Raw genomic sequence first — 26,713 nt, forward strand, 5'->3', positions numbered from 1 at the left:
GCTATCCTAAATGTCAATCCGGTAGAGTGCGAGGAACGATGACCACGTCACGGCCGTCCCCCCGAAGCACCCCTCCGGCCCGCAAGGACACCGGGGTGCCGTCCGCCCGCGCGGCGGGCGAGGCCCTGTTCCGCGTGGCCCAGCGCCTGGAGCGGCTGCTCGGCGGTCTCGCGGCGGAGCACGGCCTCACCGTGTTCCAGGCGCGTGCCCTCCGGGCCCTGCACGACACCGCGTCGCAGAGCGCGCTGGCCCGGCAGCTGGGCTGCACGGCCTCGCGCGTGTCGATCGTCACGGGCGAGCTGGAGGCGCGCGGGCTCGTGCGCAGGGTCGCCGCGGTCAGCGACCGGCGCATGCGCGTGGCCCGCCCCACGGAGGAGGGCAGCCGCGTGGTCGACGCGATCGGAGCGGGGCTGAACGCCCGGTCGCCGCTCTCGACGGCCCTCTCCGAGGACGAGGTGGTCGCCCTGTACGGGCTCCTCGCCGAGGTCGAGGCCGCCCCCGAGGACTGACGCCGGCCGCCGTCCGGTCCGCAGCCGGCCCGTTCCCGGTCCTGCCTGCCCCGGGAACGGGCCCGGTCCGCTCCGTCGCCCGGATCCCGCACGCCTCCGTCCGTCCCGTCCGCCCCGCCCGCACCGGTCAGCCCCGCCCACGACACGAGAAGCCGGAGAGGCCGAACCGCCCATGCCGCAGCCCGCCACCTACACGATCCCCCCGCGCCTCAAGCGCACCGTCCGCCCCGAACGGGTCGCCACACCCGGCGTGGACGTGGCCGCCCGCGACCCCGAGGCGTTCTGGCGCGGTGTGGAGGCGGGGGGCACCCCCGTGGTGGGCGGGGACGACGGCACGGGCCACCGGACGGTGACCTTCCTGTGGCGGGGCGGGGACGAACTCGCCGACGTCGTCCTCGTCGCGAACAAGATCGCCGACGCCGACTCCTACGAGCACAACCGCATGGAGCGGGTCCCCGGCACCGACGTGTGGCACCTGACCTACCGGATGCGCGACGACTGGCGGGCCTCCTACACGGTCGCCCCCGTGCCCGCCGACGGCGCGCCCGCACCCGAGGGGGCCCTGTCCGCGACGACCCGGCTGCGGCGCGAGCGCGCCCTCGCCGTCGCCGACCCGGAGGACCGCCCCGCCGTCGCCCGCTGGTTCGACGCCCTGGCCCACGCCGTCCCCGACCCCCTCGCCCGGGAGCGGCTGGACGCCACCGCGTCGGTGGTCTCCCTGCCCGGCGCCCCGCCCGAGCTGTGGCGTCCGTCCGGCGGACGGGTCTGCGCGGCCCGCACCGGGGAGGAGGCCCCGGCGGGGGCCGGCACGGTGACCGCGGCGCGACTCACCGGCGCCGCGTTGGGCAACACCCGTACCGTGTGGGTCCACCGGCCCGCCCAGGCCCCGCCGGACGGGACCCCCTGGCCGGTCGTCGTCCTCCTGGACGGCCAGGACTGGCACACGCTGCCCCTGGCCCCGCTCCTCGACGGGCTGATCGCCGACGGAACCCTGCCCCCGGCCCTGACCGTGATGGTCGACTCCCTGGACCCCGCCACCCGGACACGTGAGCTGGCCTGCGACGACGCCTTCGTGGACTTCCTCGGGCACGAGCTCCTCCCGTGGCTCGGCGACCGCCACGACGTCACCTCCGACCCCGGGCGCACCCTCGTCGCCGGGCAGAGCCTGGGCGGACTCACCGCCCTCTACGCGGCCCACCGCGCACCGCACCGGTTCGGCCGGGTCCTGTCCCAGTCGGGCTCGTTCTGGTGGCCGAACGTCGCCGTGGCCGGCGGGGAGAGCGAGCGCATGGCGCGCCTGGTCGCCGGGGCGGACACCGTCCCCGGCCGGGTCCACCTCAGCGCGGGCCTCAACGAGTGGGCCCTGCTCGACGCCAACAGGCGCCTGCGCGACGCCCTGGCGGCGCGCGGGGCCGAACTGGGCCGGGAGCCCGGATCGGTGGTGCTCACCGAGTACAACGGCGGCCACGACCGCGCCTGCTGGCGGGCCGGGCTGCCGGACGGGCTGGTCTTCCTCACCTCCGACTGGGAGCGCCGAGGACGGTGACCGGGGACGGCCGCGCGGAGAGCCCGTCCCGCGCCCCGCGTGCCGGGCCCGGACGGCGCGGGACGGCCGCCCGCTCCGTGTCCGCCCCTCCGGCGCCCCGCGGAGCCGCGTCAGATCCGGACGCCCGCCCCGGCGGCCTCGCGGCGCAGCCGCGCCACGACCTCGCCCGCCGGGTCCTCCGAGGCCAGCCGGAACCCCTGGCCCGCCCAGAGGGCCATCCCCCCGGTGTCCCCGGCCCTCGCCGCGGCGGCGCGCAGCGGCTTGGTCATGTGGTGCACGTCCGGGTAGGCGTAGGGCCTCTCCGGGTGCTCGGTGATGAACCGGTTGACCAGCCCCCGCGCCGGGCGCCCCGTGAACGCCCAGGTCACCGCGGTCCGGTCGAAGGCGGGGTCGGCGAGAGCCGCCTTGTGCGCGGGGTTGGCGCCGCTCTCCGGGCAGCGCAGGAACGCGGTCCCCAGCTGTGCCGCCGCCGCGCCCGCGCCGAGGACGCGGGCGATCCCCTCCCCGGTCATGAGGCCGCCGGCGGCGATCACCGGCACGTCCACCGCCGCGACCACGTCGGCCACGAGGTCGAGCAGCGGCCGGTCCCCGCCGCGGACCGGGTCGAACGACGCCCGGTGCCCGCCCGCCTCCAGGCCCTGCGCGCACACCCCGTCGGCGCCGCGCTCCACGGCGGTCCGCGCCTCCTCGGCCGTGGTCACCGTGACCACGGTGGAGGTCCCCACGGCGCGCAGCCGGGCGAGGACGGCGGCGTCGGGGCAGCCGAACGTGAACCCGGCCACCGGGACCGCGGCCTCGACCAGCAGGTCGATCTTGGCCTCCCACGCGTCGTCGTCGTGCACCGGCTCGCCGACGGCCGCCCCCTGGCGCCCGGACTCGGACTCCAGCCGCAGCCGGTGGGCCCGGACCGTCGCCGGGTCGGAGGAAGGGCCGGGCACGAACACGTTCACCCCGAAGGCCTCGGCGCCGGCCTCGCGCACCCGCCGGATCTGGTCGCGGACCGCGTCGGGCGACAGGTACCCGGCGGCGAGGTGTCCGATCCCGCCCGCGCGGTCCACGGCCGCCGCCAGGGCGGGCGTGGAGCTGCCGCCCGCCATGGGCGCCTGGACGACCGGGCGCTCCCGCAGTAGTTCCGCCAGACTCATGTGTCCCTCACTTCTCCCGGTTCTCGGATCTCCCGGATGCCGGAGAAATGCTACCGACCGGTGTTTTTAGGGAACGCGCGGACGCCCGGTGTTCGGAGCGGCGCATTTCCGAGAAAGGTGTCCCGGGTCACAACAATGGTTTTCGCGGGGATTCCCGCGCTGCTGTCGGGGCCGGGGAGCGGTGGCGGGGCGCCCTTTCGGGGCTGCCCGCGGCGCGCTTGCCCGCGCGGCCGGGACGCCGCCGGGATCACCCGCGCGGACCGTCCGCCTCCGGCGCGGGCTCCGACCCCTCCGCGGGCCGCGCCCCCTCGGCGTGCCGCGCCGGGTCCGGAACGATCCGCGCGAGCACCGCCGACGCCACCGCCAGGAGCACGCCGACCGAGGCCAGAGCCGTCGTCGCCCGGGGCAGGCCGAACAGCTCCCACAGCCACCCGAACGACAGCGTGGTCGCCATGACGAGAGCCCCGGCGACCATCGCCAGCATCGAGAACATGGTGTTGCGGTTGGCGTCGGTGAACATCGTCTGCTGCCACACGCCCGTCAGCACGCCCGCCAGCCCGATCAGGAACTCGCCCGCGACGAGGCCGGCCCACAGGGGCACGGACCCGTGCGCGGCCAGGGCCACGGGCGCGCCCACCAGGGTCGCGCACGCCGGACCCCACAGCCGGGGGTCCCGCAGGTCCAGGAACTTCGCGCACAGGGCCCCCACCGTCAGGGCCGCCGTCATCACCAGCAGCATCAGCCCGTTGAGCCGCACGTCGTCGCCGTGCGCGGCCACCAGCATCGGCTGCCAGGACACCACCAGGAGGGCGGTGCCCACGGCCATCGACGCCGTCAGCGCCACCAGGGGAAGGAACCGGACGCCCGCCACCAGCGAGGCCGACTCGGCGACGATGGCGAGGACCCGGCGCCCCGGCTGGCCCGGCGACGGGGGGAAGCACACCGGGCCGAGCGCGGCCAGCAGCAGGAGGAGGCCGCCGCCCGCGGCGACCAGCAGGTCGGCGGGCAGCCAGGCGCCCGCCACCATGACCGAGGCCGCCCCCAGGACCGCGCCGCTCCTCCCCGCCACCTGTCCGTACCGGACCGTCCGCGCGATCCGGGCCGCCCGGTCCCGGCTGCCGATCCGGTTGACCACGAGCGCGGTGGGCGTCCCCGAGTACAGGTGGTAGCCGAACGCCCACAGGACCAGGGCCGGCGCCGTCGTGGCGAGCGCGTCGGCGAGTCCGAAAGCCGCGAACCCCGCTCCCCACAGGGCCAGTCCCACCACCATGAGCCGGCGGTGCCCGTAGCGGTCGCCGAGCGCTCCGCTCGGCGCCTCGACGACCAGGCCGACCAGGTGCGCCGCGGCGAGCACCGAGCCCAGGAGCCACGGGTCCACCCCGCGCTCCAGGAGGACCGTGACGAAGACCGCGCCGAAAAGGAAATCGGCCACGGCCGCGGCCAGGACGAAAACGGAGAAACGGCGGAGGAGGGAGATCTCCCGTAACGGCGCGACGGTCATGGCAGGGGCTTTCCTGTCAGGGGGTGTCGTTCCCGTGCGTGAATTCCGGCCAAACTAACACGCGTTCACCCTGTCAGCCGACTGATTTATCCACAGCCGTTTCCTGTGAGAAACCGGTCAGGGTGTCCGCGAGGGCCCCCGCCAGGACCGGGACCCCCGGGTGCGTGCTCCCGCGCGGCCACACCAGCCCCAACGACGACTCGGGGAGTCCGCTGACCGGCACGAACACGATGTCCTCCCGGCCCTGGTACCGCGCGGTGGACCCGCACAGCAGCATCGCGCCCCGGCCCGCGGCGACCAGCGACAACCCCTCCTGGAGCGTGTCCACCCCGGACTCGTGCCGGATCGTCCGGCCGAGCGGGGTGGCGGTCGGGGAGTGCACGCGCAGCCAGTAGTCGGGCGCGTTCCGGACCGGGACGAGCGGAACCCGCGCCATGTCCTCCACACCGACCCGGGACCGCGAGGCCAGCGGGTGGTCCGCGGAGAGCACGAGCCGCTGCGGCTGCCGGGAGAACTCCGGCCCCACCACCAGGTCCCGCTCGCGCACGGGGAGCAGCACGACGGCGGCGTCGACCTCGCCCTCGCGCAGCGGCCCGAACGGGTCCGAGAGCGTGATCTCCACGATGTCCACCCGGGAGTCGGGGGCCCGCTCCTCGAACACCCGGACGGCCGTGGCCACGGGGCCGTTCACCCAACACTGGAAGCCGAGGCGCAACCGGCGCCGCCCGTCCCGGGCGCGCTCGCGGGCCCCGTCCACCACCGCCGCGAGGGTGCGGTAGGCGGGCCCCAGCGCGGCGAGGAACTCCTCGCCGAAAGGCGTGAGCGACACGCGGCGGCTCGTCCGGTCCACGAGGGGCGCGCCGACCCGGTTCTCCAGCGAGCGCAGCAGCTGGCTGACCCTGCTCTGCGACACGAACAGCCGCTCGCCCGCGTGGCCGAAGTGCAGCTCCTCCGCCAGGACCAGGAAGCACTCCAGCTCCCGGATCTCGATGCCCTTCACCCGGCCCCGCCCCCGCTCGTGTGCGCGCCGTCGTGGCGCCGGTCACGTCCCGGGGCCGCGCACCGGGATCGATGAACCTCCCTCATGGAAGCATGAGCGGTTCGCCGTTGTTCCGGCCGCCTCCCGGGTCTTGGCTGGTGCCCATGACCACCGCGCGTACGGGGGAGAACCCCGAGGGGCAGCGTCACGAGCCCCGACCACCTGTTCCGTCCGACCGGGGCCGCCCGGCGGCCCCGCCTCCGTCTTCCCCGGCCCGGGGGTGGGCGGCCGTCGCCGCCGTGGCCGCCGCGACCTTCACCGCGGTCACCTCCGAGATGCTGCCGGTGGGACTGCTGACGCCGATGGGGGACTCCCTGGGCGTCACCGGCGGCACCGCGGGGCTCACCCTGACGATCACCGGCCTGGTGGCGGCGGCCTCCGCCCCCTTCGTCCCGGCGGCGGTCGTCCGCGCGGACCGCCGCACGGCCCTCGTGGGGTTCCTGCTGCTGCTCTGCGCCGCGAACCTGGTGTCCGCGCTCGCGCCGGACTTCGCGGTGATGGTCGCCGCCAGGGTCCTGATGGGCGTCGGCATGGGCGGGGTCTGGGCGCTGGCCGCGCCGCTCGCCCCGCGCCTGGTGCCGGGCGGGTCGGTCGGCGCGGCCACGACCGTGATCTTCGCCGGTATCGCGGTCGCGTCCGTCCTGGGGGTGCCCGTCGGCGCGTTCGTCGGCGCCCTGGCCGGGTGGCGGGCGGCCTTCGCGGCGTTCGCGGGGCTGGCCCTGCTGGTGGCGGTCGCCCTGGCGCTCCTCCTCCCCGCGCTCCCCCCGGAGGGGGCGGCGCGGCCCGGAGGTGCGGCGGGCCTGTTCCGCGACCCCCGTGTGGTCACCGCCTTCCTGGTCACCGGGTTGCTGGTGACCGGCCACTTCGCCGCCTACACCTACGTCCGGCCGGTCCTGGCCGACGCGGCGGGCCTCGGGGCCGGGCTCATCGGCACGATGCTGCTGGTCTACGGCGTCGCCGGCGTGCTCGGCAACTTCGCGGCGGGTCCCCGGGCCGCACGGGCGCCGCGCGCCACCGTCGCGGTGATCGCGGCCCTGCTGGCCGGATCGGTGCTGCTCGTGCCGCTCCTCGGCGGGGGCGCCATGGCGGCCGGGGCGCTGGTGGCCGTGTGGGGGCTGGCCTACGGGGGAGTGTCGGTGAGCGTCCAGTCCTGGCTGATGGCCTCGGCGCAGGGGGAGCGCGAGACCGCCTCCGGGGTCTTCGTCGGGGTCTTCAACGCCAGCATCGCGCTGGGCGCGTTCGCGGGCGGGCGCGTCCTCGACGCGGCCGGGACCGCACCGGTGACCTGGCTGGCCGGGGCCCTGGTCCTGGGAGCCCTGGTGGTCGCCCTGGCGGGCCGGGCCCCGTCGAACCCCCGCTGAGGGGCGGGGTTCCGGACCCGCCGAGGGCCGCCCGGGGCCGCGGGCGGCCCTCGGCGGCGGGGCCTCGGCCCGGCGGGTCCGACCTGCCGGGATCGACCCGGGAGGCCACCGGATACGCTCGGCGCGACAAGCAGTTTCGCGGGGAGGGAACCACCATGACAGCGACCGCGGTCGTCACCGGAGCCAGCAGCGGGATCGGGGCCGCCACCGCGCGCGGACTGGCGGCGGAGGGCTACGAGGTGGTCCTCGTGGCCCGCCGCGCGGACCGCATCGAGGCGCTGGCCGACGAACTGGTCAAGGAGGGCCACAGCGCCCGCGCCCACGTCCTCGACGTCACCGACCGCCCGGCGGTGGACGCCTTCGCGGAGTCCCTGGACGCCTGCGACGTGCTGGTGAACAACGCGGGCGGCGCCATCGGCACCGAGACCGTCGCGACCGCCGATCCCGCCGACTGGCGGACCATGTACGAGGTCAACGTCATCGGCGTCCTCAACATGACGCAGGCGCTGCTGCCCAAGCTCATCGCCGGTGGTGACGGGACCGTCCTGGTGGTGTCCTCGGTGGCCGGGCACGTGGCCTACGAGGGCGGCGGCGGGTACGTGGCGGCCAAGCACGGCGCCCACTCCGTCGCCGCCACGCTGCGGCTGGAGCTGTGCGGGGAGCCGGTCCGGGTGCTGGAGGTCGCCCCCGGGATGGTCATGACCGAGGAGTTCTCCCTCAACCGGCTGCGGGGGGACGCGGACAGGGCCGCGGCGGTCTACGAGGGCGTGCCCGACCCGCTCAGCGCGGAGGACGTCGCGGACACCATCGTGTGGGCGATCACCCGGCCCCCGCACGTGAACATCGACCTCATGGTGGTGCGCCCGCGCGCCCAGGCCGCCCAGCACAAGGTCCACCGCGTGAAGGGCTGACCCGGCGACCGCTGCGGCCCGGCCCCAGACCGGGGTCGGGCCGTAGCGGCGCCGGACCGGGGCCTTGATGTCAACTAATGTTGAGGTTCTACGGTGGGGGTCTCGACCGATCCTCCGTGGAAGGCCCTCGCCATGACGACGCAGAACCCCTCCGACGCCGCACTCGCCGCCCAGCCGGCCGCGTACTGGACCGGGGTCGCCTATGAATCCCTCATCGCGTTCACCCGCGCGCGCCAGGCCGAACTCGGCTACACCCAGCCCCAGTTCTGGCTGCTGCGCAACCTGTCGGAGAACGACCTCTCGCCCGACGGGAAGGGGAGGACCGTTCCCGAGCTGCGCGAGGCCATGGCCTCCTACCTCAGGCCCGAGGACGATCTCGCGGCAGAGGCTGAGCCGCTGCTCGGGCGCGGCTGGCTGACCCGCGACGGCGAGGGGCGGCTGTGGCTCACCGAGGCGGGGGAGGAGGCCCGCGTCGGCCTCAAGCGGAACGCCCCGGCGATCCGCGACGCGATCCACGAGGGCATCGACGACGCCGACTACGTCACCGCGCTCAAGGTGCTCCGGCGGATGATCGGCAACACCGGGGGCGCGGTCTGACCCTCGGGGCTCGCCGGGTCTTCCCGGGTGCGCCCGGCGCGGAGGTGCGGGATGATCGGTTTCTGTGAGTCGGTCGGGCCTGAGGCTTCCGCCGAAACCACGCTGTTCTTTATCGTTCGAGGCCTTTCCGTGCTGGTGTCCGACTCTCGACAAGTGGGGAAAATGGCCGCTTGCCGTTGGTAGGGCACCAGGTCATCGACTGTGCTCCCCGCGCACGCGGGGATGGACCCGTGTTGCCGTTCTTGAACGCCTGCATGGCCTGGTGCTCCCCGCGCACGCGGGGATGGACCCAGGACGCCGAGGGGGAGTGCGACCTGGAGCGGGTGCTCCCCGCGCACGCGGGGATGGACCCCGTCCGCGGTGACGCCCAGCGCCTTCTGGAGGGGTGCTCCCCGCGCACGCGGGGATGGACCCAGATTCGGGGCGTCCGGGTCGAGCAGAGCACTGTGCTCCCCGCGCACGCGGGGATGGACCCTCCTGCTGCGTCCCCTACGCACCACCTGACCTGTGCTCCCCGCGCACGCGGGGATGGACCCCGTGAGTTCCCGGTCTTCCCTGGTCGCAATGTGTGTTCCCCGCGCACGCGGGGATGGACCTCCTCCGTGCTCTGCCAGCTCGGTGACGCTCCAGTGTTCCCCGCGCACGCGGGGATGGACCCGCCACGCGACCTTCGTCAGCAGGATCTACCGGGTGCTCCCCGCGCACGCGGGGGCGGGCTCGTTCGTGCTCTGCCGTGGTCGAGGCGACAGAGGGGGTTAACTGTGGTTCCCGTTGGCGAGAGCCTCGGGGGCGGCCGTGGTCGAGAACCCGGCCGACCACGGGTGAGCCGGACTTCCGCTCACGGGCACGTCGACGCCTTCACCGCCCGCTTGGCAACCGCCTTCGCCTCGATCGACCAGGAGACACCGTGTTCACAGGACTGAGCGCCTTCCCCCTGACCCCGCTGGACGACGACCGCTTCGACGAGCGCGCCTACGCCGGGCTCATCGCCCGCCTGGTTCAGGCGGGCGTCGATTCGATCGGCGCGCTGGGTTCGACCGGTTCCTATGCCTACCTCGACCGTGAGGAGCGCCGCCGGGTGGCCCGCACCGCCGTGCGCTCGGCGGGCGACACCCCGGTGATCGTCGGCATCGGAGCGCTGCGCACCTCTCATGTGCGGGCGCTGGCCCGGGACGCCCAGGAAGTCGGTGCGGCCGGTGTGCTGCTGGCCCCGATGAGCTACCAGGCGCTCACCGACGACGACGTGTTCGGGCTCTACGAGGAGGTCACCGCGGAGCTGTCGGTGCCGCTGGTGGTCTACGACAACCCGGGCACGACGCACTTCACCTTCTCGAACGAGCTGTACGCGCGCATCGCCGCGCTGCCGAAGGTGGCCGCGATCAAGATCCCCCCGGTGCCGCTGGATCCGACCGCCGCCCGCGAGCACGTCGCCGCGGTCCGAGAGGCTGTTCCCGACCACGTGAGCATCGGCGTCTCCGGTGACGGCGCGGCCGCCACCGGTCTGAACGCCGGCTGCCGGACCTGGTTCTCCGTGCTGGGCGGCACTGTGCCCAACACGGTGTTGCCCCTGGTGAAAGCCGCTCTCAACGGTGACTCCGAGGCCGCCGTCGCCGAGTCCGATCGCCTGCGGCCGTTGTGGGAGATGTTCGCCGCCCACGGCAGCCTGCGCGTGACGGCCGCGATCGCCGAACACCTGGAGCTGGTCCCCCCGCACTGCCTGCCGCGTCCGCTCCTGGGCCTCGCCGCCGCCCAGCGGGAGCAGGTGGCCCGCCTGGTCGAGGAACTGCGCCTGGCCTGAGCCACACGGGCACGTCCACCGGGTGGGTACCGGCCCGCTGCCTCCAGAAGATGAGGGCCGTGCTCCTCGCACACGCGGGGCTGAGAGCGGGAGCGGGCGGGGACCCGGTCAGAAGACGGGGCCGGCGGTGCCGTCCGGGTCGGCGGCCTGGCACTCGGCGCAGTCGCAGTAGTTCGTCATCGACATGGAACGGCACCGGGTGCAGATCTTCCGCTTCGCCCCGGGGGCGTCGTGCTTCCAGTCGTGGTGCCCCCGCCGACAGATCCCGGAGGGTCGGAGGGCGGTGTCGTCACGCGAGGAGTCCATGGCGCAACCGTAGCCCCGGCGGGCGGGCGGGGCCAGGGCGAACCGGCCCTCCCCGGCGCGGCGCCGCCGGACACCCGGGGCATCCCGGGCATCCCCGACACCCCGGACAGGCCGGAGCCCGGTACCGCCGCGCGACGGTACCGGGCTCCGGGGTCCCGACCCGGGTCAGGCGTCCAGGTCGGTGGCCAGCATCTCCACCAGTTCGTCCAGGACCTTGTCGGAGGTCTCGGACTCCTCGGCGGCGAGGGTCACGGTCTCGCCGTGCTTCGCGCCCATCGCCATCACCGCGAGCACGCTGCGCGCGTCCACCGGGTCGCCGCCCTCGCGGGCGACGGTGACGGGCAGGCCGGACGCGTTGACGGCCTGGACGAACAGGGAGGCCGGGCGTGCGTGCAGGCCTTGGGGCGAGCCGATGGCCACGGTGCGCTGGGGCATGTCAGTCCTCGGGGAGTAGTCGTCGGCCGGGGGGAGGTCCCGGCCTGTTCACGGTTTCGGAACGTCAGAGCTGGTCGACCGGCGACAGGGGGTCGGGGTCGGCCACCACGGTGATCGAGTCGGAGGCCACGTCCCCGGGGGAGGGGACGGTCGTTCCCGGCAGGGACACCGCGGCGGTGCCCCAGGCCACGGCGTGCCGCAGCCGTTCGACGGGGGAGTCGCCCGCGCCCAGGAACCCGGCGAGGGAGCAGTCGCCCGCGCCGACCGTGCTGCGCGTGCGGACCTCGGGTCCGCGTGCCCACCAGGTGTTCTCGGGGTCCACGAGTATCGCACCGTGGCCCCCCAGGGTCACCAGGGCGGAGCTGTTGCCCCACCCCAGGACCTCGCGTGCGGCGCCGACGACGTCGCCGACCGTCGGCAGCTCCCGGCCGATGAGCCCGGCCAGCTCCTCGTGGTTGGGCTTGAGCAGCGACACCGACCCGGCGCGGGCCGCCGCCTCCAGGGGCTTGCCCGAGGTGTCCAGGGCCAGCGCCACCCCGTAGGAGGCGGCGAGTTCGGCCACGCGCACGTACAGGTCGTCGGGCGCGCCGGCCGGGAGGCTGCCGCTCGCCACCACCCACTCCGGACCCGCGGACAGCTCGTCCTCCAGGGCGGCCAGGAGCGCGTCGGTCTCCCCGGGGGTCAGGGTGGGGCCGGGGGCGTTGAGCTTGGTGGTGGTGCCGTCGGTCTCGGTCACGGCGACGTTGGCCCGGGTCTCCCCGGCGATGGGGACGGTGACGCAGGGAAGGTCGCCGAGCAGGGTGACGAGTTCGGCGCCGCCGCCTCCGCCCACGGGGAGGACGGCCCTCGTGGGGACGCCCGCCACGCGCAGGGCCCTTGCGACGTTGACGCCCTTGCCGCCCGCCTGCGCACGGGTGGCCGACACCCGCAGGACTTCGCCCCGTATGAGGCGCTCGACCTCCAGGGTGTGGTCCACGCTCGGATTGGGGGTGAGGGTCAGGATCATCGGTTCTCTCTTCGAGGTGTCCGCGCCCAGCCCGGCCCGGATGTGGGACTGCCTTTGATTATGTGTGTTTGTCTGTGTATGTCAACACTATTGTGTCCGGGTTTCCGGTTCGGAGGCGGGGCGTGGGGTGCGATGTGTGGTTCGCGGCCCGGACGCCTCCAGGGGTGCTCAGATGTTCACGCTCCGCTCTCCCTGGTCAGACTGCCCGATCGGCGCGCTCCGGGCGTGGGGCTTCGGCGAGATTGCTGCGATATTGGGTAGGGGTACCCCTTGTGTGTCCCAGGCAACACGATTAAACTCACCGAAAACCACACCGAAACACAGGTGATCCAACATGTACGCGGAAGAGCGCCAGAAGGTGATCCTCGAGCGCGCCCGCCGTGACGGCCGGGTCGACGTGACGGGGCTCGCCGCGGAGTTCGACGTGACCTACGAGACCATCCGTCGCGACCTCACGGCGCTGGAGCGCCACGGTGTGCTGCGCAGGGTCCACGGTGGCGCGATCCCCGTCGAGCGGCTGGGCTTCGAGCCCACGCTCAATGTGCGCGACTCCGTGATGACAGAGGAGAAGGAGCGCATCGCCAAGGCCGCCCTGGCCGAACTCCCCGACGAGGGCGCGATCCTGCTCGACGCCGGCTCCACCACGGGACGCCTCGCCGAACAGCTTCCCGCCGACCGGGAGCTCACCGTCGTCACCAACTCCCTGTCCATAGCGCTGACGCTCACTCCGCGCACCAACATCAACCTCATGCTTCTCGGCGGCCGACTGCGCACACGCACGCAGGCGACCGTCGACGCCTGGGCACTGAGGTCCCTCGCCGAGTCCTACGTGGACGTGGCCTTCATCGCCAGCAACGGCGTCTCCGTCGAACGCGGGCTCACCACTCCCGACCCCGCCGAGGCCGAGGTCAAGCGCGCCATGATCAAGTCCGCGCGGCGCTCGGTGCTCCTCGCCGACCACACCAAGGTCGGCAACGACCACTTCGCCCGCTTCGCCGCGGTCGAGGACCTCGACCTGGTCATCACCGACACCGGGCTCGCCACAGGGCTCGCCGAAGAACTGGAGGCCTCCGGACCCCGCGTCCAGGTGGTCTGACCAGACCGGGCGCCCGGCACGGCGCCGGGGACGACGGTTCACCGTCCTGAACCGGCCGCCCCGTCCCTCCCGGGCGCCCCACCCCGTCACCTTCTCCCCACACCGGCGCGGCAGACCGCCCGTCGAACCTCCCAGGAGGTCCCCCATGTCCACACAGCAGAGCAGCGGCAGACTCACCGCGGTGCGCTCCGGCGTCCAGCGCTTCGGCGGGTTCCTTGCCAGCATGGTGATGCCCAACATCGGCGCGTTCATCGCCTGGGGCATCATCACCGCCCTGTTCATCCCCGACGGCTGGCTCCCCAACGAGTACCTGGGCCAGCTCGTCGACCCGATGATCAAGTTCCTGCTCCCGCTGCTGATCGCCTACACCGGTGGAACCCTGGTGTACGCGCAGCGGGGCGGCGTCGTCGGCGCGGCCGCCACCATGGGCGTCATCGTCTCCGCCGACATCCCCATGTTCCTGGGCGCGATGGCCATGGGCCCGCTCGCCGCCTACCTCATGAAGCAGTTCGACCGGCTCGTCCAGCCGCGCATCAAGGCCGGCTTCGAGATGCTGGTCAACAACTTCAGCGCGGGCATCCTCGCCGCGCTCCTGGCGATCCTCGGCGCCTACGTCATCGGCCCGGTCGTCCGGACCATCGCCGACGCCCTGGGCGCGGGCGTGCAGTTCCTCATCGACATGAGCCTGCTGCCGCTCGTGTCGATCATCGTCGAGCCCGCCAAGGTCCTCTTCCTCAACAACGCCATCAACCACGGCGTCTTCACCCCGCTGGGCTCGGCCCGCGCGCTCGCCGAGGGCAGCGCCATCGAGTTCCTCATCGAGGCCAACCCCGGCCCCGGTCTGGGCATCCTCCTGGCCTGCATGCTCTTCGGCCCGAAGGTCAGCCGCGCCACCGCGCCCGGCGCGATCGTCATCCACCTCTTCGGCGGCATCCACGAGATCTACTTCCCGTACATCCTCGCCCAGCCGAAGCTGATCCTCGCCGTGATCGGCGGCGGCATGTCCGGTGTCGCGACCTTCATGGTCATGGACGCCGGGCTCGTCTCGGCCGCGTCGCCCGGCAGCATCATCGCCCTCATGGCCGTCACCCCGCCCGGAGGCCACCTCGGCGTCCTGGCCGGTGTCGTCGCCGCCACCATCGTCTCGTTCGTCCTCGCCTCGCTCCTGCTCGGCTTCGGCCGCTCCGAGCGCAAGGCGGCGAAGGAGGAGAAGGCCAAGCAGGCCGCTGCAGAGAACCAGGAGACCACAGCATGAGCAGCATCCAGGGGTCGGACATCAAGAAGGTCGTCGTCGCCTGCGACGCCGGCATGGGGAGCAGCGTCCTGCTGACCTCCCAGCTGAAGAAGACCCTCTCGCCCCACGGCGTGACCGTCGAGCACTCCGCGGTGGACCGCATCCCGGACACCGCCGACGTCGTCCTGTGCCAGGCGGGCCTGGTCGCGCGTGCGAAGACCCGGGTGCCCGACACCGTCGTGGTCGGCTTCCAGATGTTCCTGGGCGACCCCGCCTTCGCGCGTCTGGAGCAGGCCATCCGGAACGGGGAGACCCTTGCCGACTGACCTCGCCCTGACCGCCGACGCGGTGCGCCTGGGCCGCGTCGCCGCCGACAAGGCCGACGCCATCGACCAGTGCGGTGCGCTCCTGGTCGAACTGGGCTCCGTCGAGCCGGGCTACGTGGCCGCCATGCACGAACGCGAGGCTTCCGTCCCCACCTTCGTGGGCGAGGGAGTGGCCATTCCGCACGGTACCGACGCCGGGCGGGCCCTGGTCAAGGAGACCGCGCTGGCCGTCCTCCAGTTCCCCGACGGGGTCGACTGGGACGGGCCCACCGTGTACGTGGCCATCGGCATCGCCGCCTCCGGGGAGGAGCACCTGGGCGTGCTCTCGTCCCTGGCGGGGGTGCTCACCGACCCGGAGAAGGCGGCGCGCCTGCGCTCCGCCGCGACCCCGGACGAGGTCATCGACCTGCTCGGCCCCGGCCGGAGCGGTTGAGCGGCCCCACCCACGAGGCCCCCCGCGCCGGCCCACCGGCCGGTCAGTCCACCACTTCACCCGCCGGGCCGGGACCCGGCCCGGCGGGGCACCACCAGAAAGGCCCGAACATGCTCGTCGCCCGCTTCTACGCGCCCGGTGACATCCGACTGGAGCAGGCCCCCGAGCCGACCGCCGGACCCGGACAGCTCAAGATCGCCGTCGTCAACTGCTCCACCTGCGGCACGGACGTGAAGATCTCCCGGCACGGCCACCACCACATCCGTCCGCCCCGCGTGATCGGCCACGAGATCGCCGGGCGCATCGTGGAGGTGGGCGAGGGCGTCAGCGGCTGGGCCGAGGGCGACCGCGTCCAGGTCATCGCGGCCATCCCCTGCGGCACCTGCGTCGAGTGCGCCGACGGCCGCTTCACGGTGTGCTCCAACCAGGAGTCGATGGGCTACCACTACGACGGCGGCTTCGCCGAGTACATGATCATCCCCGAGTCGGTCCTGGCCGTGGACGGGGTCAACCGGGTGCCCGAGAACATCGACCTCGCGGAGGCCTCCGTCGCCGAGCCGCTCGCCTGCGTGCTCAACGGCCAGGAGATCGCCGGGGTCGGCGAGGGCGACACGGTCGTCGTCATGGGCGCCGGCCCGATCGGCTGCCTGCACGTCCGGCTGGCGCGCGCCAAGGGCGCCGCGAAGGTGTTCCTCGTGGACATCAACCGCGGCCGCCTCGACATGTCCGCGAACATCGTCCAGCCGGACGCCACCATCTGCGGCGAGGAGGTCGACGCGGTCGAGACGGTCCTCGAGCTGACCGGTGGCCGGGGCGCCGACGTGGTCATCACCGCCGCCGCCTCCGGGCGCGCCCAGGAGGACGCCCTGCGCATGGTGTCGCGCAGCGGCCGGATCAGCTTCTTCGGCGGCCTGCCCAAGGACGCGCCGATCATCCAGCTGGACTCCAACCTGGTGCACTACCGGGAGATCTCCATCTTCGGGGCCAACGGCTCCAGCCCGGAGCACAACCGCCGCGCCCTGGAGCTGATCGCGTCCGGCGCCGTCCCCGTGGCCGACCTGATCACCGAGCGCATGGCCCTGTCGGACGTGCACAAGGCCATCGAGACGGTCGCCTCCGGCACCGCCATCAAGGTCACCATCCAGCCGTAGGCCCCGCTCGGGCGCGGACCCGGGACGGAGGCGGTGACGGGCCTCCGCCCGGGGCCGGGCCGTAGGGGCCACCCCGCCGGGGGCGGCCCCTACGGTCCGGTCCACGGCGGGGTTGTCCACAGCCCCTACCGGGCGCGGCCGTTCCGGGGTTTGCTTGATACAGGGGGGCCGAAGGCCCGTCCGGCACCGTGCTGCCCGGCAGCCGCCGCCGACCCGGCGGAGCGCCCCGGTCCCCCCGACCCGCGACCTCCTCCCCGGCCCCTCCGGTGCCCTGACCCCGCACCGGCCCGGCCCGGGAGCCCGACCCGCACCGACCCGGCTCCGGTCCCCGCCCGCCAGGCAACCCGGCCCACACCGATCCGGCCCCCGCACCACAGCCCAGCCCAGCACCGCACCACAAGCCCAGCCCAGCACCGCACCACAGCCCAGCCCGCCCCCACTCCCCACCCCCGACCGCACCCGTCCCGACCCGTCCAGGAGTCCCGCGGCGCGATCCGGGGCACAGATCCCTCGGCCCGTCCCCCCGGGCCGCCCACCGCCCACCGACGTACGGAGCGACCATGGCGCAGACCGAACACCCCTCGCCCACCGCCGGTGCCACCCGGCTGTCGGGCATCCCGGCCAGCCCCGGCGTCGCCGTCGGCCCGGTCGCCCGGATGGCCGACCCGCCCGCCCTCCCGGCGGAGCGGCCCGAGCCCGGCGACCCCCGGACCGAGGCGTCCACCGCCCGCGGGGCCCTGGAGAAGGTCGCCGACCTGCTCGACGCCCAGGCCGCGCAGCTCACCGGCGAGGCCGCCGCGGTGCTGGGCGCGCTGGCGCTCATGGCCCGCGACCCCGAGCTGGGGCGGCGGGTCGAGGAGCGAGCCGAGGCCGGCGAGCCCGCCGCATGGGCGGTGCACTCCGCGTGCGGCGCCTACCAGGAGCTGATGCTCGCCGCCGGCGGCTACCTGGCGGAGCGCGCCGCCGACCTCGCCGATATCCGCGACCGCGCCACCGCCCTGCTCCTCGGCCTTCCGATGCCCGGTCTGCCCGACCCCGGTGTCGCGCACGTGCTGGTCGCCGACGACCTCGCCCCCGCCGACACCGTCCGGCTCGACCCCGAGCAGGTGCTCGGGATCGTCACGCGCCTCGGCGGACCCACCAGCCACACCGTGATCCTGGCCCGTGCGCTCGGCATCCCCGCCGTGGTGGGCTGTCCGGGGGCCGAGACCCTGCGCGACGGGGTCCCGGTGGCGCTGGACGGCGACGCGGGGACCGTCGAGCCCGAGCCCGACGCCGAGCTGGCCGACCGGATGCTGCGGCGCACCGAGCGCCGGCGCGCCCTGCTCGCGGAGTCCACGGGCCCCGGCCGGACCGAGGACGGGGTCCCCGTCGCCCTGCTGCTCAACGCGGGGGAGGGCGACCCCAAGGAGGCGGGCGCGCACGACAGCGAGGGCGTGGGCCTGCTGCGCACCGAGTTCCTGTTCCTGGACCGCGCCGACCCGCCGACGGTGGCCGCCCAGACCGACACCTACACGCGGCTGTTCGAGGAGTTCTCGGGGCGGACCGTCACGGTGCGGACCCTGGACGCGGGCTCGGACAAGCCGCTGGCGTTCGTGGAGACGGGCCACGAGGACAACCCGGCCCTGGGCGTGCGGGGGTTCCGGACCTCCCGCGTGCACCCCGGCCTCCTGACCGACCAGCTCGCCGCGATCGCCGCCGCGTCCGAGGAGACGGGCGCGCGGGTGCGGGTGATGGCGCCGATGGTGTCGACGCCCGACGAGGCGTCCGACTTCGTGGCGCTGGCGCGCGAGGCCGGGATCCGCGAGGCCGGTGTGATGATCGAGGTCCCGGGGGCGGCGCTGCTCGCCGACCGGCTGATGAGCCGCGTGGACTTCGTGTCGATCGGCACCAACGACCTCGCCCAGTACACGATGGCCGCCGACCGCACCCTGGGCACCCTTCCCGACCTGCTCGACCCGTGGCAGCCCGCCCTCCTGGCGCTGGTCGGCGCCGTGGGCGCGGCGGGCGAGCGGTCGGGGCGCCCGGTGGGCGTGTGCGGCGAGGCCGCCGCCGACCCGCTCCTCGCCCTGGTGCTGGTGGGCCTGGGGGCGACCAGCCTGTCGATGTCGGCCCCCGCGCTCCCCGCGGTGCGCCACGCCCTGGCCCGCCACAGCCAGGGGGAGTGCCGCCGCCTGGCCGAGCTGGCGACGGCCGCCTCCAGCGCCGGCCGGGCGCGCGAGGCGGTGCGTTCGGCCGCCCACCCGGAGACCGTGGACTGATCCGCTGACACCGGTCCGGAGCCCCACGCGCCCACGTCCCGCCGGGACGTGGGCGCTCTCGTGTGCCGCCGGACCGGACGGCCCCGGGCCCCGCGTGCCTGCCCCGGCCCCGCGTGCCGGGGCGCCCCCGCGCCCGGGACCCCGGCCGGAAGCCGCCGCCGGGGTCCCGCACCCGGCCCGCCGCCCGCCCCCGGGGGTCAGGACGCGGTGGCGGGGGGCTCCCAGGTCCCGCAGACCACCTCGGGCACCAGGGCGAGCCGGTCGCGGATCGCCTCGGCCAGGTCGTCGGTGTCCCTGGACCCTGAGCCGCACCACGCCTGGTGGGCGCTGGTGATGACGGAGAGGAACACGGCGGCGAGCACGCCCGGGCGCGGGTCGGTGTCCGGGTCCGTGCCGGTGCGCTCGCCGATCACCCCGGCCAGCCGCAGCTGCCTGCTCAGGCAGTAGCGCGCGTTGAGGTCGATCAGCTCGGGGTTGCCGGTGATGACGCCCATCGCGCTGCCCTGGATGTGCAGGGACTCGCGGTCCAGGTAGCCCCAGTGCTCGTGCATCGCGTTGCGCAGGGCCGTGAACGGGGGCTCGTCGGCGGGCCGGGAGCGCAGGGCGGCGTACAGGTACTCGTCCACGCCCTCGACCGCCTCCAGGACGACGTCCTCCTTGGAGGCGAAGTAGCGGAAGAACGTGCGCTGGGAGACCCCGGCGCAGGCCGCGATCTCCTCGGTGGTGGTCCCCTGGTAGCCGTGCTCGTGGAACAGCCGCAGCCCCGCGTCGAGCAGGGACTCCCGCATCCGGGCCTTCTTGCGCTCGCGCAGCCCGGCCTCCGCCGGGGTCTGGCAGGGCTCGGCGCTCGTCGCGGCCATGGAGCGGCCTCCCACGTGTCGGTTGCTTCGCCACGAGGATACAACAGTGAAACAGATTACGTCAGTCACTGACAAAAAGCAGTTGCTGTAATCTGTCAGCCACTGTCATAATCACGCTCGCAAGCGGACGACGAGCGGGGGGCCACATGACGGCGGCGACGGAACCGGTGACCACGGGAGCGGAGGGCGCGGGTCCGCCCGCGCCGCGGGGACGGCTCCGGGAGAGCCCCTGGGCGACCCTGGTCGCCATCGCCTTCGGGGTGATGATGGTGGCGCTGGACGGCACCATCGTGGCCGTCGCCAACCCCGCCATCGGCGCGAGCCTGGGGGCCTCGCTCGCCGAGCTCCAGTGGGTGACCCACGGCTACCTGCTCGGACTGGCGGTCTTCCTGATCACCGCGGGCAAGATCGGGGACCGGTTCGGCCACCGCAACACGTACCTGGTGGGCGTGGTCGGCTTCGTGCTCAGCTCGGTGGCGATCGCGCTGTCCTCGGGCGTCGCCATGCTCATCGCCTTCCGCGTCCTGCAAGGGGTTTTCGGAGCCCTGCTCCTGCCCTCGGCGATGGGCCTGCTGCGCTCCGGGTTCCCGCCCAGCAAGCTGGGCCGGGCCTTCGGCGTCTTCGGCAGCCTCATCGGGGCGGCCACGGCCGGCGGACCGATCCTCGGCGGCATCCTCGTGGACGCCTTCGGCTGGGAGGCCGTCTTCTACATCAACGTCCCGGTCGGCGCCGCCGCCCTGGCCCTCGGCCTGTGGCTGCTCGCCGCCAACCGCGCGACCGACCCCGGCAGCCGCATGGACGTCCCCGGCATCGTGCTGATCAGCGTCGCCATCTTCGCCCTGGTCTGGGCCCTCGTCGAGGCGCCCGCCGCGGGCTGGGGCCACCCGGTCACGCTGGCCTCGCTCGCCGCCGCGGTCCTCTTCGGCGGCGCCTTCCTGCTCTGGGAGCGCCGACCGGAACAGCCGCTCCTGCCCCTCGCGCTGTTCGCCAACCCCTCGGTCTCCATCGGAACGCTCCTCACGGTGGCCATGGCGCTGAGCCTGATGGGGTCGCTGTTCTTCATCACCTTCTACCTCCAGGGCATCCAGGGCATGAGCCCCGCCCGGACCGGGCTCCAGCTCATCTCCATGACCGCGCTCATGGCGGTCACCTCGCCCATCGCCGGACGGGTCCTGGACCGCGTCGGAGCCCGTCCGCCCACGACGGTCGGCCTGCTGCTGGCCTCGGCGGGCATGTTCATGCTGTCCCGGCTGGAGACCGACACCGGCGTGGTCTTCATGTCGGCCGCCTTCGTCCTGCTCGGCACGGGACTGAGCCTGATCATGACCGGCGCCACCGCCGCGATCATCGGCAACGCGCCCGTGCGCCTGGCGGGGGTCGCCTCGGCGGTGCAGCAGGCCGCCATGCAGCTCGGCGGCTCCCTCGGCACCGCGGTGCTCGGCGCGGTCATGTCGGCGACCATCGTCTCCACCCTGCCCGGCCACTTCGCGGGCGCGGGGCTCGCCGAGCCCTCCGCGGACGACCTCGTCGACATGCAGAGCGTCGTGGCCCAGGGCGGCGCGGTCCTGCCGGAGGGGGCCTCCCCGGAGGTCGCGGCCGCCGTCACCCAGGCCAGCAACCTCGCCTTCATGGACGGCCTGCACCTGGCCTTCACCATCGCCGCCGCGGTCATGCTGGCGGCGGCGGCGCTGTCGCTCCTCATGCGCTCGGGGAGGATGACCGACGGTCCGGCCGTGCACATCTGAGCTTGCCCGGCGGGGCTCCGGCCCCGCCGCGCGCGGGACGGCGGGCGCCCGGCGGGACCTCCGCCGAGCGCCCGCCCCGCGCGGGCCGGGCCGGGACGGCGGTCCCCGCCCGGCCCCGCCGGCTCAGGTGGTGTAGTCGGCGTTGATCCGGATGTAGCCCTCGGTCAGGTCGCAGCCGTAGGCGGTGAACTCCCCGCCGCCGATCCCCAGGTCGACGCCGATCAGGACCTCGTCGCCCTTCATGTGCTGCGAGGCGCGCTCCAGGACCTCGTCCGAGGGCTCGGCGGGGTAGGTCTCCACGTCGCCGAAGACGATCCGCACGTTCTCCGGCAGGATGTCGGTCTCCTCCTCGCACTTGCCGACGGCCATCGCCACCCGGCCCCAGTTCGGGTCGGCGCCGTGCACGGCGGTCTTGACCAGGGGCGAGTTCACGACGGCCTTGGCGACGACCTTGGCCTGCGCGTCGTCGCGCGCACCGGTGACGCGCACCTCCAGGAGCTTGCCCGCGCCCTCGCCGTCCGAGGCGATCATGCGCACCAGCTTCAGGGCCACCTCGTACAGGGCGGCCTCGAAGGCGGCGGTGTCCACCGGACCCGCCAGCCCGTTCGCGAACACCGCCGCCGAGTCGCTGGTCGAGGTGTCGGTGTCGATGCTCAGCGCGTTGAACGTCCGGTCCACCACCCGGCGGAACACCTCGTCGAGCACCGGCTGCTCCAGCTCGGCGTCCGTGAAGAACCAGGCCAGCATGGTCGCCATGTTCGGCTCGATCATGCCGACGCCCTTGGCGATGCCCGTGACGGTGGCGCCGCCCACCCGGGCGGAGGCGGCCTTGGGGTGGGTGTCGGTGGTCATCATCGCGCCCGCCGCGCGGTCCAGGTCCGCCGGGGGGAACTCCGCGGGCAGCCCCTCCAGGTGGGCGCGCACCTTCTCCATCGGGTAGGGGCGCCCGATCACACCGGTCGACGCGACCAGGACCTCCTCCGGGGCCACCCCGGCGGCGCGGGCCACGCCCTCCTGCAGCTCGCGGGCGTGGTCGTCGCCGACCCGGCCGGTGGCCACGTTCGCGTTGCGGGCGATCACGGTGACGCCGCGCGCCCGGCCGTCCGCGGCCGTCCTGCGGCTGAGCAGCACGCTCGGCCCGGCGAACCGGGACCTGGTGAACACGGCCGACACGTTCGCGGGGACCTCCGACACGACCGCGAAGAAGTCGTCCTTCGGGTCCTTGATCCCGATGTTTCCGGCCACGCCGCGGAATCCGGCGGGTACGGGGGTCTGGCTGCTCATGGTCCTCCTCGGGGCTTCTCCGGCGCCACACTACTCCGCGGCCCCGCGGCCGGACGCGCCCCGTGCCCCGGTCCGCGCCCTCGCGGACACGGGGCCGCATTACGGTCTTGACCTGCACGGGTTTCGTCCTGTGCCCCTTGGGCGACCGTGTGACAACGACCGGATAACGGGGTATCCGCCGAGGGGGAGCAGACCGGGGGGAGACGTGTTGTGCGTGATGGTGACTGGCTCACGGAGACCGGGGCGCGGATCCGCGGCGTCCTGAAGGTGATGGTGGACGCCGGATGGCTGCCCGGCGGCGCCGCCGTCATCGGCACCGGCGGCATGTGGGAGTTCGTCGCGGTGGGGCGGACCGACGGCGAGAGCGACACCGCTCCGGACGTCGCCTACGACGTGGCGAGCCTGACGAAGGTGATGGCGACCTGGCCCCTGGTCGGCCGGGCGGTCGCCGAGGGGGTGCTGGACCTGGACGCCCCCATGTCCGAATACCTGGACGCGGAGGGGCTGCCGGGCGCTTCGGTGACCACGCGCCAGATCCTCACCCACACGGCCAGGCTCAACCCGGTGACGTGGCTGGAGCGCTACGTGGGCGCCGACCAGGACCTGGCCGAGGCCATCCTCGCCGATCCGCTGGAGGAGCCCGGGTACCGCTACGTCGACCGGGGGTTCATCCTGCTCGGCCTGCTCCTGGAACGCCTCTACGACACCGGCCTGGACCGGCTCGCCGGCGACCTGTGGGACGAGCTGGGGATGCGCTCGACCGCCTACGGGCCGCTGGCGCGGTCACCGGCCGTGGCGCCCACCGAGCGCCGCCTGCCGGGCGCCGCGCCCGCCTGGGGCGTGGTGCACGACGAGGCGGCGGCGCTGATGGGCGGTGTGGCGGGGCACGCGGGCGTGTTCTCGACCGCCATCGACCTGGGCGCGTACGCCCGGGAGGTGCTGCGGCTCCACGGGGGCGGGTCGGGCCCCGTGCCCTCGCCGTTCGTGCGGGAGAGCTGGCAGCCGCACGTCGACGCCGGTCAGCGCCTGTGGCGAGGGCTCGGCTGGCTGATCACCCCCGAGGGGGTGGTCCACCACAACGGGTTCACGGGGACGAGCCTGTTCCTGCACCCGGAGAGCGGCCGGTACGTGGGCGTGCTCACCAACGCCGTGCACTACGGGCGCGACCGGGTCGGGCTGGGGGACCTGCGCTCGGCGGCGCGCTCGGCGCTCACGCCCCAGGCCCACGGATCGCCGCCGTGAGCTCCCCGAGCAGTTCCGCCAGCCCGGCGGGGCCGGGCACGACCAGGTCGGCGGCCTCGGCCACCGCGGTCACCTCGTCGGAGGAGGAGCACACGGTCAGACCGGGCAGGCCCTTCCCGCGCAGGGCGGCCACGGCCCCGAAGGCGGGCAGGTCGCCGAGGTCGTCCCCGGCGTAGAGCACCGTGCCCGCACCGGTCTCCTCGACCAGCGCGGTGAGCGTCGCGCCCTTGTCCACACCCTGTGGACGGAGCTCGACCACCATCCGGCCCGGCTCCAGCCGGAGGTCCGCCCGCTCGGCCAGCTCCGCCAGGGCGGGGGCGACCAGGGCGAGCGCGCCGTCGGGATCGGCGGTGCGCCGCGTGTGCACGCTCAACGACCGGCCCTTGTCCTCGATCCAGGTGCCCTCCGGCGCGCCCACCCGTGCGAGCAGGCCGGGAAGCTCCTCCCGGACGAGGGCCACGCCGGGCGGCGGGTCGGCGGCCAGGACCTCTCCGCCCTCCCAGCGCTCGGCGCCGTAGTGGCCGAGCACGGTGATGCCGGGGACCCGCTCCAGCCCGCCCATGGCGACCGCCGCGGCGGCGGGCCGCCCGGTGATGATCGCGACCGAGCCGATCAGCCCGGCCAGGTCGGCGAGCGTGTCCACGATCCCCGGGTAGGGCGCGGACTCGCGCGGGTCGTCCACGATCGGTGAGAGCGTGCCGTCGAAGTCGAAGGCGGCCAGGGCGCGTCCGGGGTCGGTGACGAGGGCGTCGAGCGCGGCGCGTCCGGCGTCCGTGCTCGGTCGGGGCAGGGTCATGGAGGGCCTTTCCGGTGGGGCCGCGCACGGGGGCGGGGCGGGCGGATCAGGGCGGGTGGAGCGCCGGAGAGCCGGAGCGCCGGAGAGCCCGTGCGCCCGGTCCGGACCGGGGTCGCGGTGGCGGGAGTCCCGGTCTGCGGCGGGATCCCCGGCGGCGGTCGGCGTCCCCGGCCGGGGAGGGGCGGTGCGCCGGGATCGGCCGGTGCGACACGCCCGGGGGATCCGGTGGAGAACGCTGCCCGCGGGGTGAGGTCGTCGCCCCGGGCGGGTACCGCGTTCACGTGACCGAAAAGAGAAGGCGGAAGGGGCTCAGAGCTGGATGCCCAGCTGACGTGCGTTGCGCTGGCGGCGGCGGTCGGCGCGCAGCCGGCGCAGGCGCTTGACCGTCATCGGGTCGAACGCCAGGGCTTCGGGGCGTTCCACCAGCCCGTTCAGCAGTTGGTAGTAACGGGTCGCGGAGAACCCGAACTCGTCACGGATCGCCTGCTCCTTGGAGCCCTCGAACTTCCACCACTGGCGTTCGAAGGCGAGGATGCGCTGTTCGCGTTCGGCGAGGGCCGACTGACCGTCTCCGGTCGGACCGATATTCGGCATGGGACACCCCCTGGACGGGAAATTGGTTTGTCCGGATCGGCGCGACTCATGCTAGCGACTCGACATGCCGTATGCGGACCCGAAAACACAGGACTGGCAGCAGGGATACAGTTACGTTCTCTACCCCTGGGGTCACTTGTCCACGCCTGAATCCTGTGCTCATGACAGGATTGGGGAGGTCCGGGGAGGGCCGCGTGGAACGTCGACCGCATCGTTCGAGGGAGCCAGACGTGCTCGGGGGCAACAGTCGTGACAGGACACACACACGCCATGTTCTTGGTGGGACCGCCGCGGCCTGCGCGGCCGTCGCCGTCCTCGGCCTGACGGCGGTCCCCGCCGCGGCCGATGGCCAACCGGACCTGAGCCCGGAGCAGTGGGGCCTCCAGGCGATCGGGGCCCGGGAGCTCTGGGAGGAGACCCAGGGCCAGGGCATCACCGTGGCGCTGCCCGGGATCGCCGTCTACGAGGACCACCCCGACCTGGTGGACAACGTCACGGTCGACACGCAGTTCGGTGAGGACGGCGACCGGGACGAGGGCAGCGGCGCCGCCGCCCTGGTCGCGGGGCACGGCCACGGCATGGACGCCGACGGCGGCGTGCTGGGGGTGGCGCCCGCCTCCGAGCTCCTGGTGCTGCCCACCGGGAACGAGCTGCCCGCCGCCATCCGCTTCGCCGCGGAGGAGGGCGCCCAGGTCATCCTGCTCCCGGAGACCGACGAGTCGGTGGACCTGACCGGCGCCACCCAGGACGCGGTCCGCAACGGCGCCCTGGTCGTGGGCCCGGCCGGGGGCCGTGACGACGCGAACGTCCTCACGGTCGCCGGCACCGCCGAGAGCGGCGAGCTCATCCCGGGCTCGCCGGAGGTCGCGGGCGTCGGGCTGACGGCCCCCGGGGCCGACCTGGAGACCGCCGGACCCGACATGGGGCAGGTCCAGGTGACCGGCACCCCGTACGCCGCCGCCATGGCGGCCGGCGCCGCCGCGCTCCTGCGCGCGGACTTCCCGCAGCTGCGCCCCGAACAGGTCCGCGAGGCCCTGGTCGAGGGCGCCCAGCAGGGTCCCGGAGGACTGCCCGCCCTGCACCTGCCCAGCGCGCAGACGCAGGCGGCCGGGATCGCGCAGGACATCCCCCTCATCGACGAGGAGCTCGTGAACGAGGGGGAGGAGTCGGGGGGAGTGCCCGTCTGGGCGTGGTTCGTCACCGTCGGCGCCGTCGTGGTCCTCGGGGTCGTCCTGCTGGTCGTCTGGATCCGCCGCAGCACGGCCGACCCCTACGGGGTGGAGGCCGAGCGCCGCGAGGAGGACGAGCAGATCGCCGCCGAGCGGGCCGCCGAGGCCGGTCCCGCGAGCCGCCGCAAGCCGAGGGGCGGCCGCCGCCGCAAGACGCGCGGCGACTGATCCGGGCCGACGCCCGCCGCGCCCGCCCCCGCCCGGGGGCGGGCGCCGGTGTGTGCGGGCCCGTTCGCGCGTGACGCGCCCCTGGGTCTTGCGGCGTGCCCCTGTGCCGGGCGGCGGACCGCCCCGCGTCGGAGGGGACC

Annotated in this window: 25 protein-coding genes and 1 CRISPR repeat array; of the genes, 15 read left to right on the forward strand and 10 right to left on the reverse strand. The window is 74.4% G+C overall.

Going from position 1 to position 26,713, the window contains the following annotated elements; translation table 11 throughout:
- Positions 1-38: 38 nt before the first annotated feature.
- Entirely contained in the window at positions 39-509 is a 471-nt protein-coding gene (locus ABZ234_RS05580) for a MarR family transcriptional regulator (RefSeq protein ID WP_267947887.1), read from the forward strand.
- 172 nt (positions 510-681) lie between these two features.
- Complete coding sequence (fes, locus tag ABZ234_RS05585) at positions 682-2,055, forward strand: enterochelin esterase (RefSeq protein ID WP_355011139.1); 1,374 nt, start codon at positions 682-684, stop codon at positions 2,053-2,055.
- 110 nt (positions 2,056-2,165) lie between these two features.
- Here the strand turns inward: fes and ABZ234_RS05590 are convergent, their stop codons facing one another.
- From ABZ234_RS05590 to ABZ234_RS05600, 3 genes are all read right to left on the reverse strand, one after another.
- Positions 2,166-3,200, reverse strand: coding sequence for a nitronate monooxygenase (locus ABZ234_RS05590; protein WP_355011140.1), 1,035 nt, complete (start codon positions 3,198-3,200; stop codon positions 2,166-2,168).
- 247 nt (positions 3,201-3,447) lie between these two features.
- The gene (locus ABZ234_RS05595; RefSeq protein WP_355011141.1) at positions 3,448-4,701 is read right to left on the reverse strand and encodes an MFS transporter; all 1,254 of its coding nucleotides are present in this window, start codon (positions 4,699-4,701) and stop codon (positions 3,448-3,450) included.
- 73 nt (positions 4,702-4,774) lie between these two features.
- Positions 4,775-5,701: a LysR family transcriptional regulator gene (locus tag ABZ234_RS05600; RefSeq protein WP_355011142.1), complete on the reverse strand. Its 927-nt coding sequence runs from the start codon at positions 5,699-5,701 to the stop codon at positions 4,775-4,777.
- Between the two features lie 143 nt (positions 5,702-5,844).
- On the opposite strand from ABZ234_RS05600, the gene ABZ234_RS05605 reads away from it, so the two are divergent.
- The 4 genes from ABZ234_RS05605 to ABZ234_RS05620 all read left to right on the forward strand — a co-directional run bounded on the left by ABZ234_RS05605 (position 5,845) and on the right by ABZ234_RS05620 (position 10,407).
- A complete protein-coding gene (locus tag ABZ234_RS05605; protein WP_355011143.1) occupies positions 5,845-7,101 on the forward strand; it encodes an MFS transporter in 1,257 nt (418 codons plus the stop codon).
- 155 nt (positions 7,102-7,256) lie between these two features.
- Positions 7,257-8,012, forward strand: coding sequence for an SDR family oxidoreductase (locus ABZ234_RS05610; RefSeq protein ID WP_344185201.1), 756 nt, complete (start codon positions 7,257-7,259; stop codon positions 8,010-8,012).
- A 132-nt stretch (positions 8,013-8,144) separates the two neighbouring features.
- Positions 8,145-8,609, forward strand: a complete 465-nt coding sequence (locus ABZ234_RS05615) for a MarR family winged helix-turn-helix transcriptional regulator (RefSeq protein ID WP_355011144.1) — start codon at positions 8,145-8,147, stop codon at positions 8,607-8,609.
- Between the two features lie 201 nt (positions 8,610-8,810).
- Positions 8,811-9,328: a CRISPR direct-repeat array (repeat unit 29 nt; unit sequence GTGCTCCCCGCGCACGCGGGGATGGACCC).
- Between the two features lie 188 nt (positions 9,329-9,516).
- A complete protein-coding gene (locus tag ABZ234_RS05620) occupies positions 9,517-10,407 on the forward strand; it encodes a dihydrodipicolinate synthase family protein (protein ID WP_355011145.1) in 891 nt (296 codons plus the stop codon).
- Positions 10,408-10,515: 108 nt separating this feature from the next.
- Here ABZ234_RS05620 and ABZ234_RS05625 read toward each other — a convergent pair whose 3' ends face one another.
- The 3 genes from ABZ234_RS05625 to pfkB all read right to left on the reverse strand — a co-directional run bounded on the left by ABZ234_RS05625 (position 10,516) and on the right by pfkB (position 12,154).
- Positions 10,516-10,713: a hypothetical protein gene (locus ABZ234_RS05625; RefSeq protein WP_267947898.1), complete on the reverse strand. Its 198-nt coding sequence runs from the start codon at positions 10,711-10,713 to the stop codon at positions 10,516-10,518.
- Positions 10,714-10,878: 165 nt separating this feature from the next.
- Positions 10,879-11,148 (reverse strand): HPr family phosphocarrier protein, encoded by a 270-nt coding sequence (locus tag ABZ234_RS05630; protein ID WP_267947899.1) that lies wholly within the window; start codon positions 11,146-11,148, stop codon positions 10,879-10,881.
- Between the two features lie 64 nt (positions 11,149-11,212).
- The gene (pfkB, locus tag ABZ234_RS05635) at positions 11,213-12,154 is read right to left on the reverse strand and encodes a 1-phosphofructokinase (RefSeq protein ID WP_267947900.1); all 942 of its coding nucleotides are present in this window, start codon (positions 12,152-12,154) and stop codon (positions 11,213-11,215) included.
- 334 nt (positions 12,155-12,488) lie between these two features.
- Here pfkB and ABZ234_RS05640 point away from each other — a divergent pair, with 334 nt between their 5' ends.
- The 6 genes from ABZ234_RS05640 to ptsP all read left to right on the forward strand — a co-directional run bounded on the left by ABZ234_RS05640 (position 12,489) and on the right by ptsP (position 18,655).
- A complete protein-coding gene (locus ABZ234_RS05640) occupies positions 12,489-13,250 on the forward strand; it encodes a DeoR/GlpR family DNA-binding transcription regulator (RefSeq protein ID WP_267947901.1) in 762 nt (253 codons plus the stop codon).
- 145 nt (positions 13,251-13,395) lie between these two features.
- Positions 13,396-14,505 carry a PTS mannitol transporter subunit IICB gene (locus tag ABZ234_RS05645; RefSeq protein ID WP_355011146.1) on the forward strand — a complete coding sequence of 370 codons (1,110 nt, stop codon included), beginning with the start codon at positions 13,396-13,398 and terminating at the stop codon, positions 14,503-14,505.
- Positions 14,502-14,810 (forward strand): PTS lactose transporter subunit IIB, encoded by a 309-nt coding sequence (locus ABZ234_RS05650; RefSeq protein ID WP_267947903.1) that lies wholly within the window; start codon positions 14,502-14,504, stop codon positions 14,808-14,810. Before ABZ234_RS05645 ends, ABZ234_RS05650 begins: the two co-directional genes overlap by 4 nt.
- Positions 14,800-15,243, forward strand: a complete 444-nt coding sequence (locus ABZ234_RS05655; protein ID WP_267947904.1) for a PTS sugar transporter subunit IIA — start codon at positions 14,800-14,802, stop codon at positions 15,241-15,243. The genes ABZ234_RS05650 and ABZ234_RS05655 overlap by 11 nt, the downstream gene beginning before the upstream one ends.
- Positions 15,244-15,353: 110 nt before the next feature.
- On the forward strand, positions 15,354-16,394 hold the full coding sequence (locus tag ABZ234_RS05660; protein ID WP_355011147.1) for a zinc-dependent dehydrogenase: 1,041 nt from the start codon (positions 15,354-15,356) through the stop codon (positions 16,392-16,394).
- Positions 16,395-16,954: 560 nt separating this feature from the next.
- Positions 16,955-18,655, forward strand: a complete 1,701-nt coding sequence (ptsP, locus tag ABZ234_RS05665) for a phosphoenolpyruvate--protein phosphotransferase (RefSeq protein WP_344185196.1) — start codon at positions 16,955-16,957, stop codon at positions 18,653-18,655.
- Between the two features lie 197 nt (positions 18,656-18,852).
- Here ptsP and ABZ234_RS05670 read toward each other — a convergent pair whose 3' ends face one another.
- The gene (locus tag ABZ234_RS05670; RefSeq protein ID WP_267947907.1) at positions 18,853-19,515 is read right to left on the reverse strand and encodes a TetR family transcriptional regulator; all 663 of its coding nucleotides are present in this window, start codon (positions 19,513-19,515) and stop codon (positions 18,853-18,855) included.
- A 146-nt stretch (positions 19,516-19,661) separates the two neighbouring features.
- On the opposite strand from ABZ234_RS05670, the gene ABZ234_RS05675 reads away from it, so the two are divergent.
- Complete coding sequence (locus tag ABZ234_RS05675; RefSeq protein ID WP_355011148.1) at positions 19,662-21,260, forward strand: MFS transporter; 1,599 nt, start codon at positions 19,662-19,664, stop codon at positions 21,258-21,260.
- Between the two features lie 123 nt (positions 21,261-21,383).
- On the opposite strand, the gene argJ is transcribed toward ABZ234_RS05675, so the two are convergent.
- On the reverse strand, positions 21,384-22,544 hold the full coding sequence (gene argJ / locus ABZ234_RS05680; RefSeq protein WP_355011149.1) for a bifunctional glutamate N-acetyltransferase/amino-acid acetyltransferase ArgJ: 1,161 nt from the start codon (positions 22,542-22,544) through the stop codon (positions 21,384-21,386).
- A gap of 210 nt (positions 22,545-22,754) precedes the next feature.
- Between argJ and ABZ234_RS05685 the strand changes: the two genes are divergently transcribed.
- A complete protein-coding gene (locus ABZ234_RS05685; protein WP_267947910.1) occupies positions 22,755-23,786 on the forward strand; it encodes a serine hydrolase domain-containing protein in 1,032 nt (343 codons plus the stop codon).
- On the opposite strand, the gene otsB is transcribed toward ABZ234_RS05685, so the two are convergent.
- Together otsB and ABZ234_RS05695 are read right to left on the reverse strand one after the other, a co-directional pair.
- Positions 23,755-24,582, reverse strand: coding sequence for a trehalose-phosphatase (gene otsB / locus ABZ234_RS05690; protein ID WP_267947911.1), 828 nt, complete (start codon positions 24,580-24,582; stop codon positions 23,755-23,757). The two genes, ABZ234_RS05685 and otsB, sit on opposite strands and share 32 nt — an antisense overlap.
- 309 nt (positions 24,583-24,891) lie before the next feature.
- Positions 24,892-25,176 (reverse strand): DUF3263 domain-containing protein, encoded by a 285-nt coding sequence (locus ABZ234_RS05695; RefSeq protein ID WP_267947912.1) that lies wholly within the window; start codon positions 25,174-25,176, stop codon positions 24,892-24,894.
- A gap of 230 nt (positions 25,177-25,406) precedes the next feature.
- Here ABZ234_RS05695 and ABZ234_RS05700 point away from each other — a divergent pair, with 230 nt between their 5' ends.
- Positions 25,407-26,573 carry a S8 family serine peptidase gene (locus ABZ234_RS05700; RefSeq protein WP_355011150.1) on the forward strand — a complete coding sequence of 389 codons (1,167 nt, stop codon included), beginning with the start codon at positions 25,407-25,409 and terminating at the stop codon, positions 26,571-26,573.
- The last annotated feature ends 140 nt before the right edge of the window (positions 26,574-26,713 follow it).

This window comes from Nocardiopsis sp. NPDC006198, assembly GCF_040613895.1.
In the GTDB taxonomy this organism is placed as follows: Bacteria; Actinomycetota; Actinomycetes; order Streptosporangiales; family Streptosporangiaceae; genus Nocardiopsis; species Nocardiopsis tropica.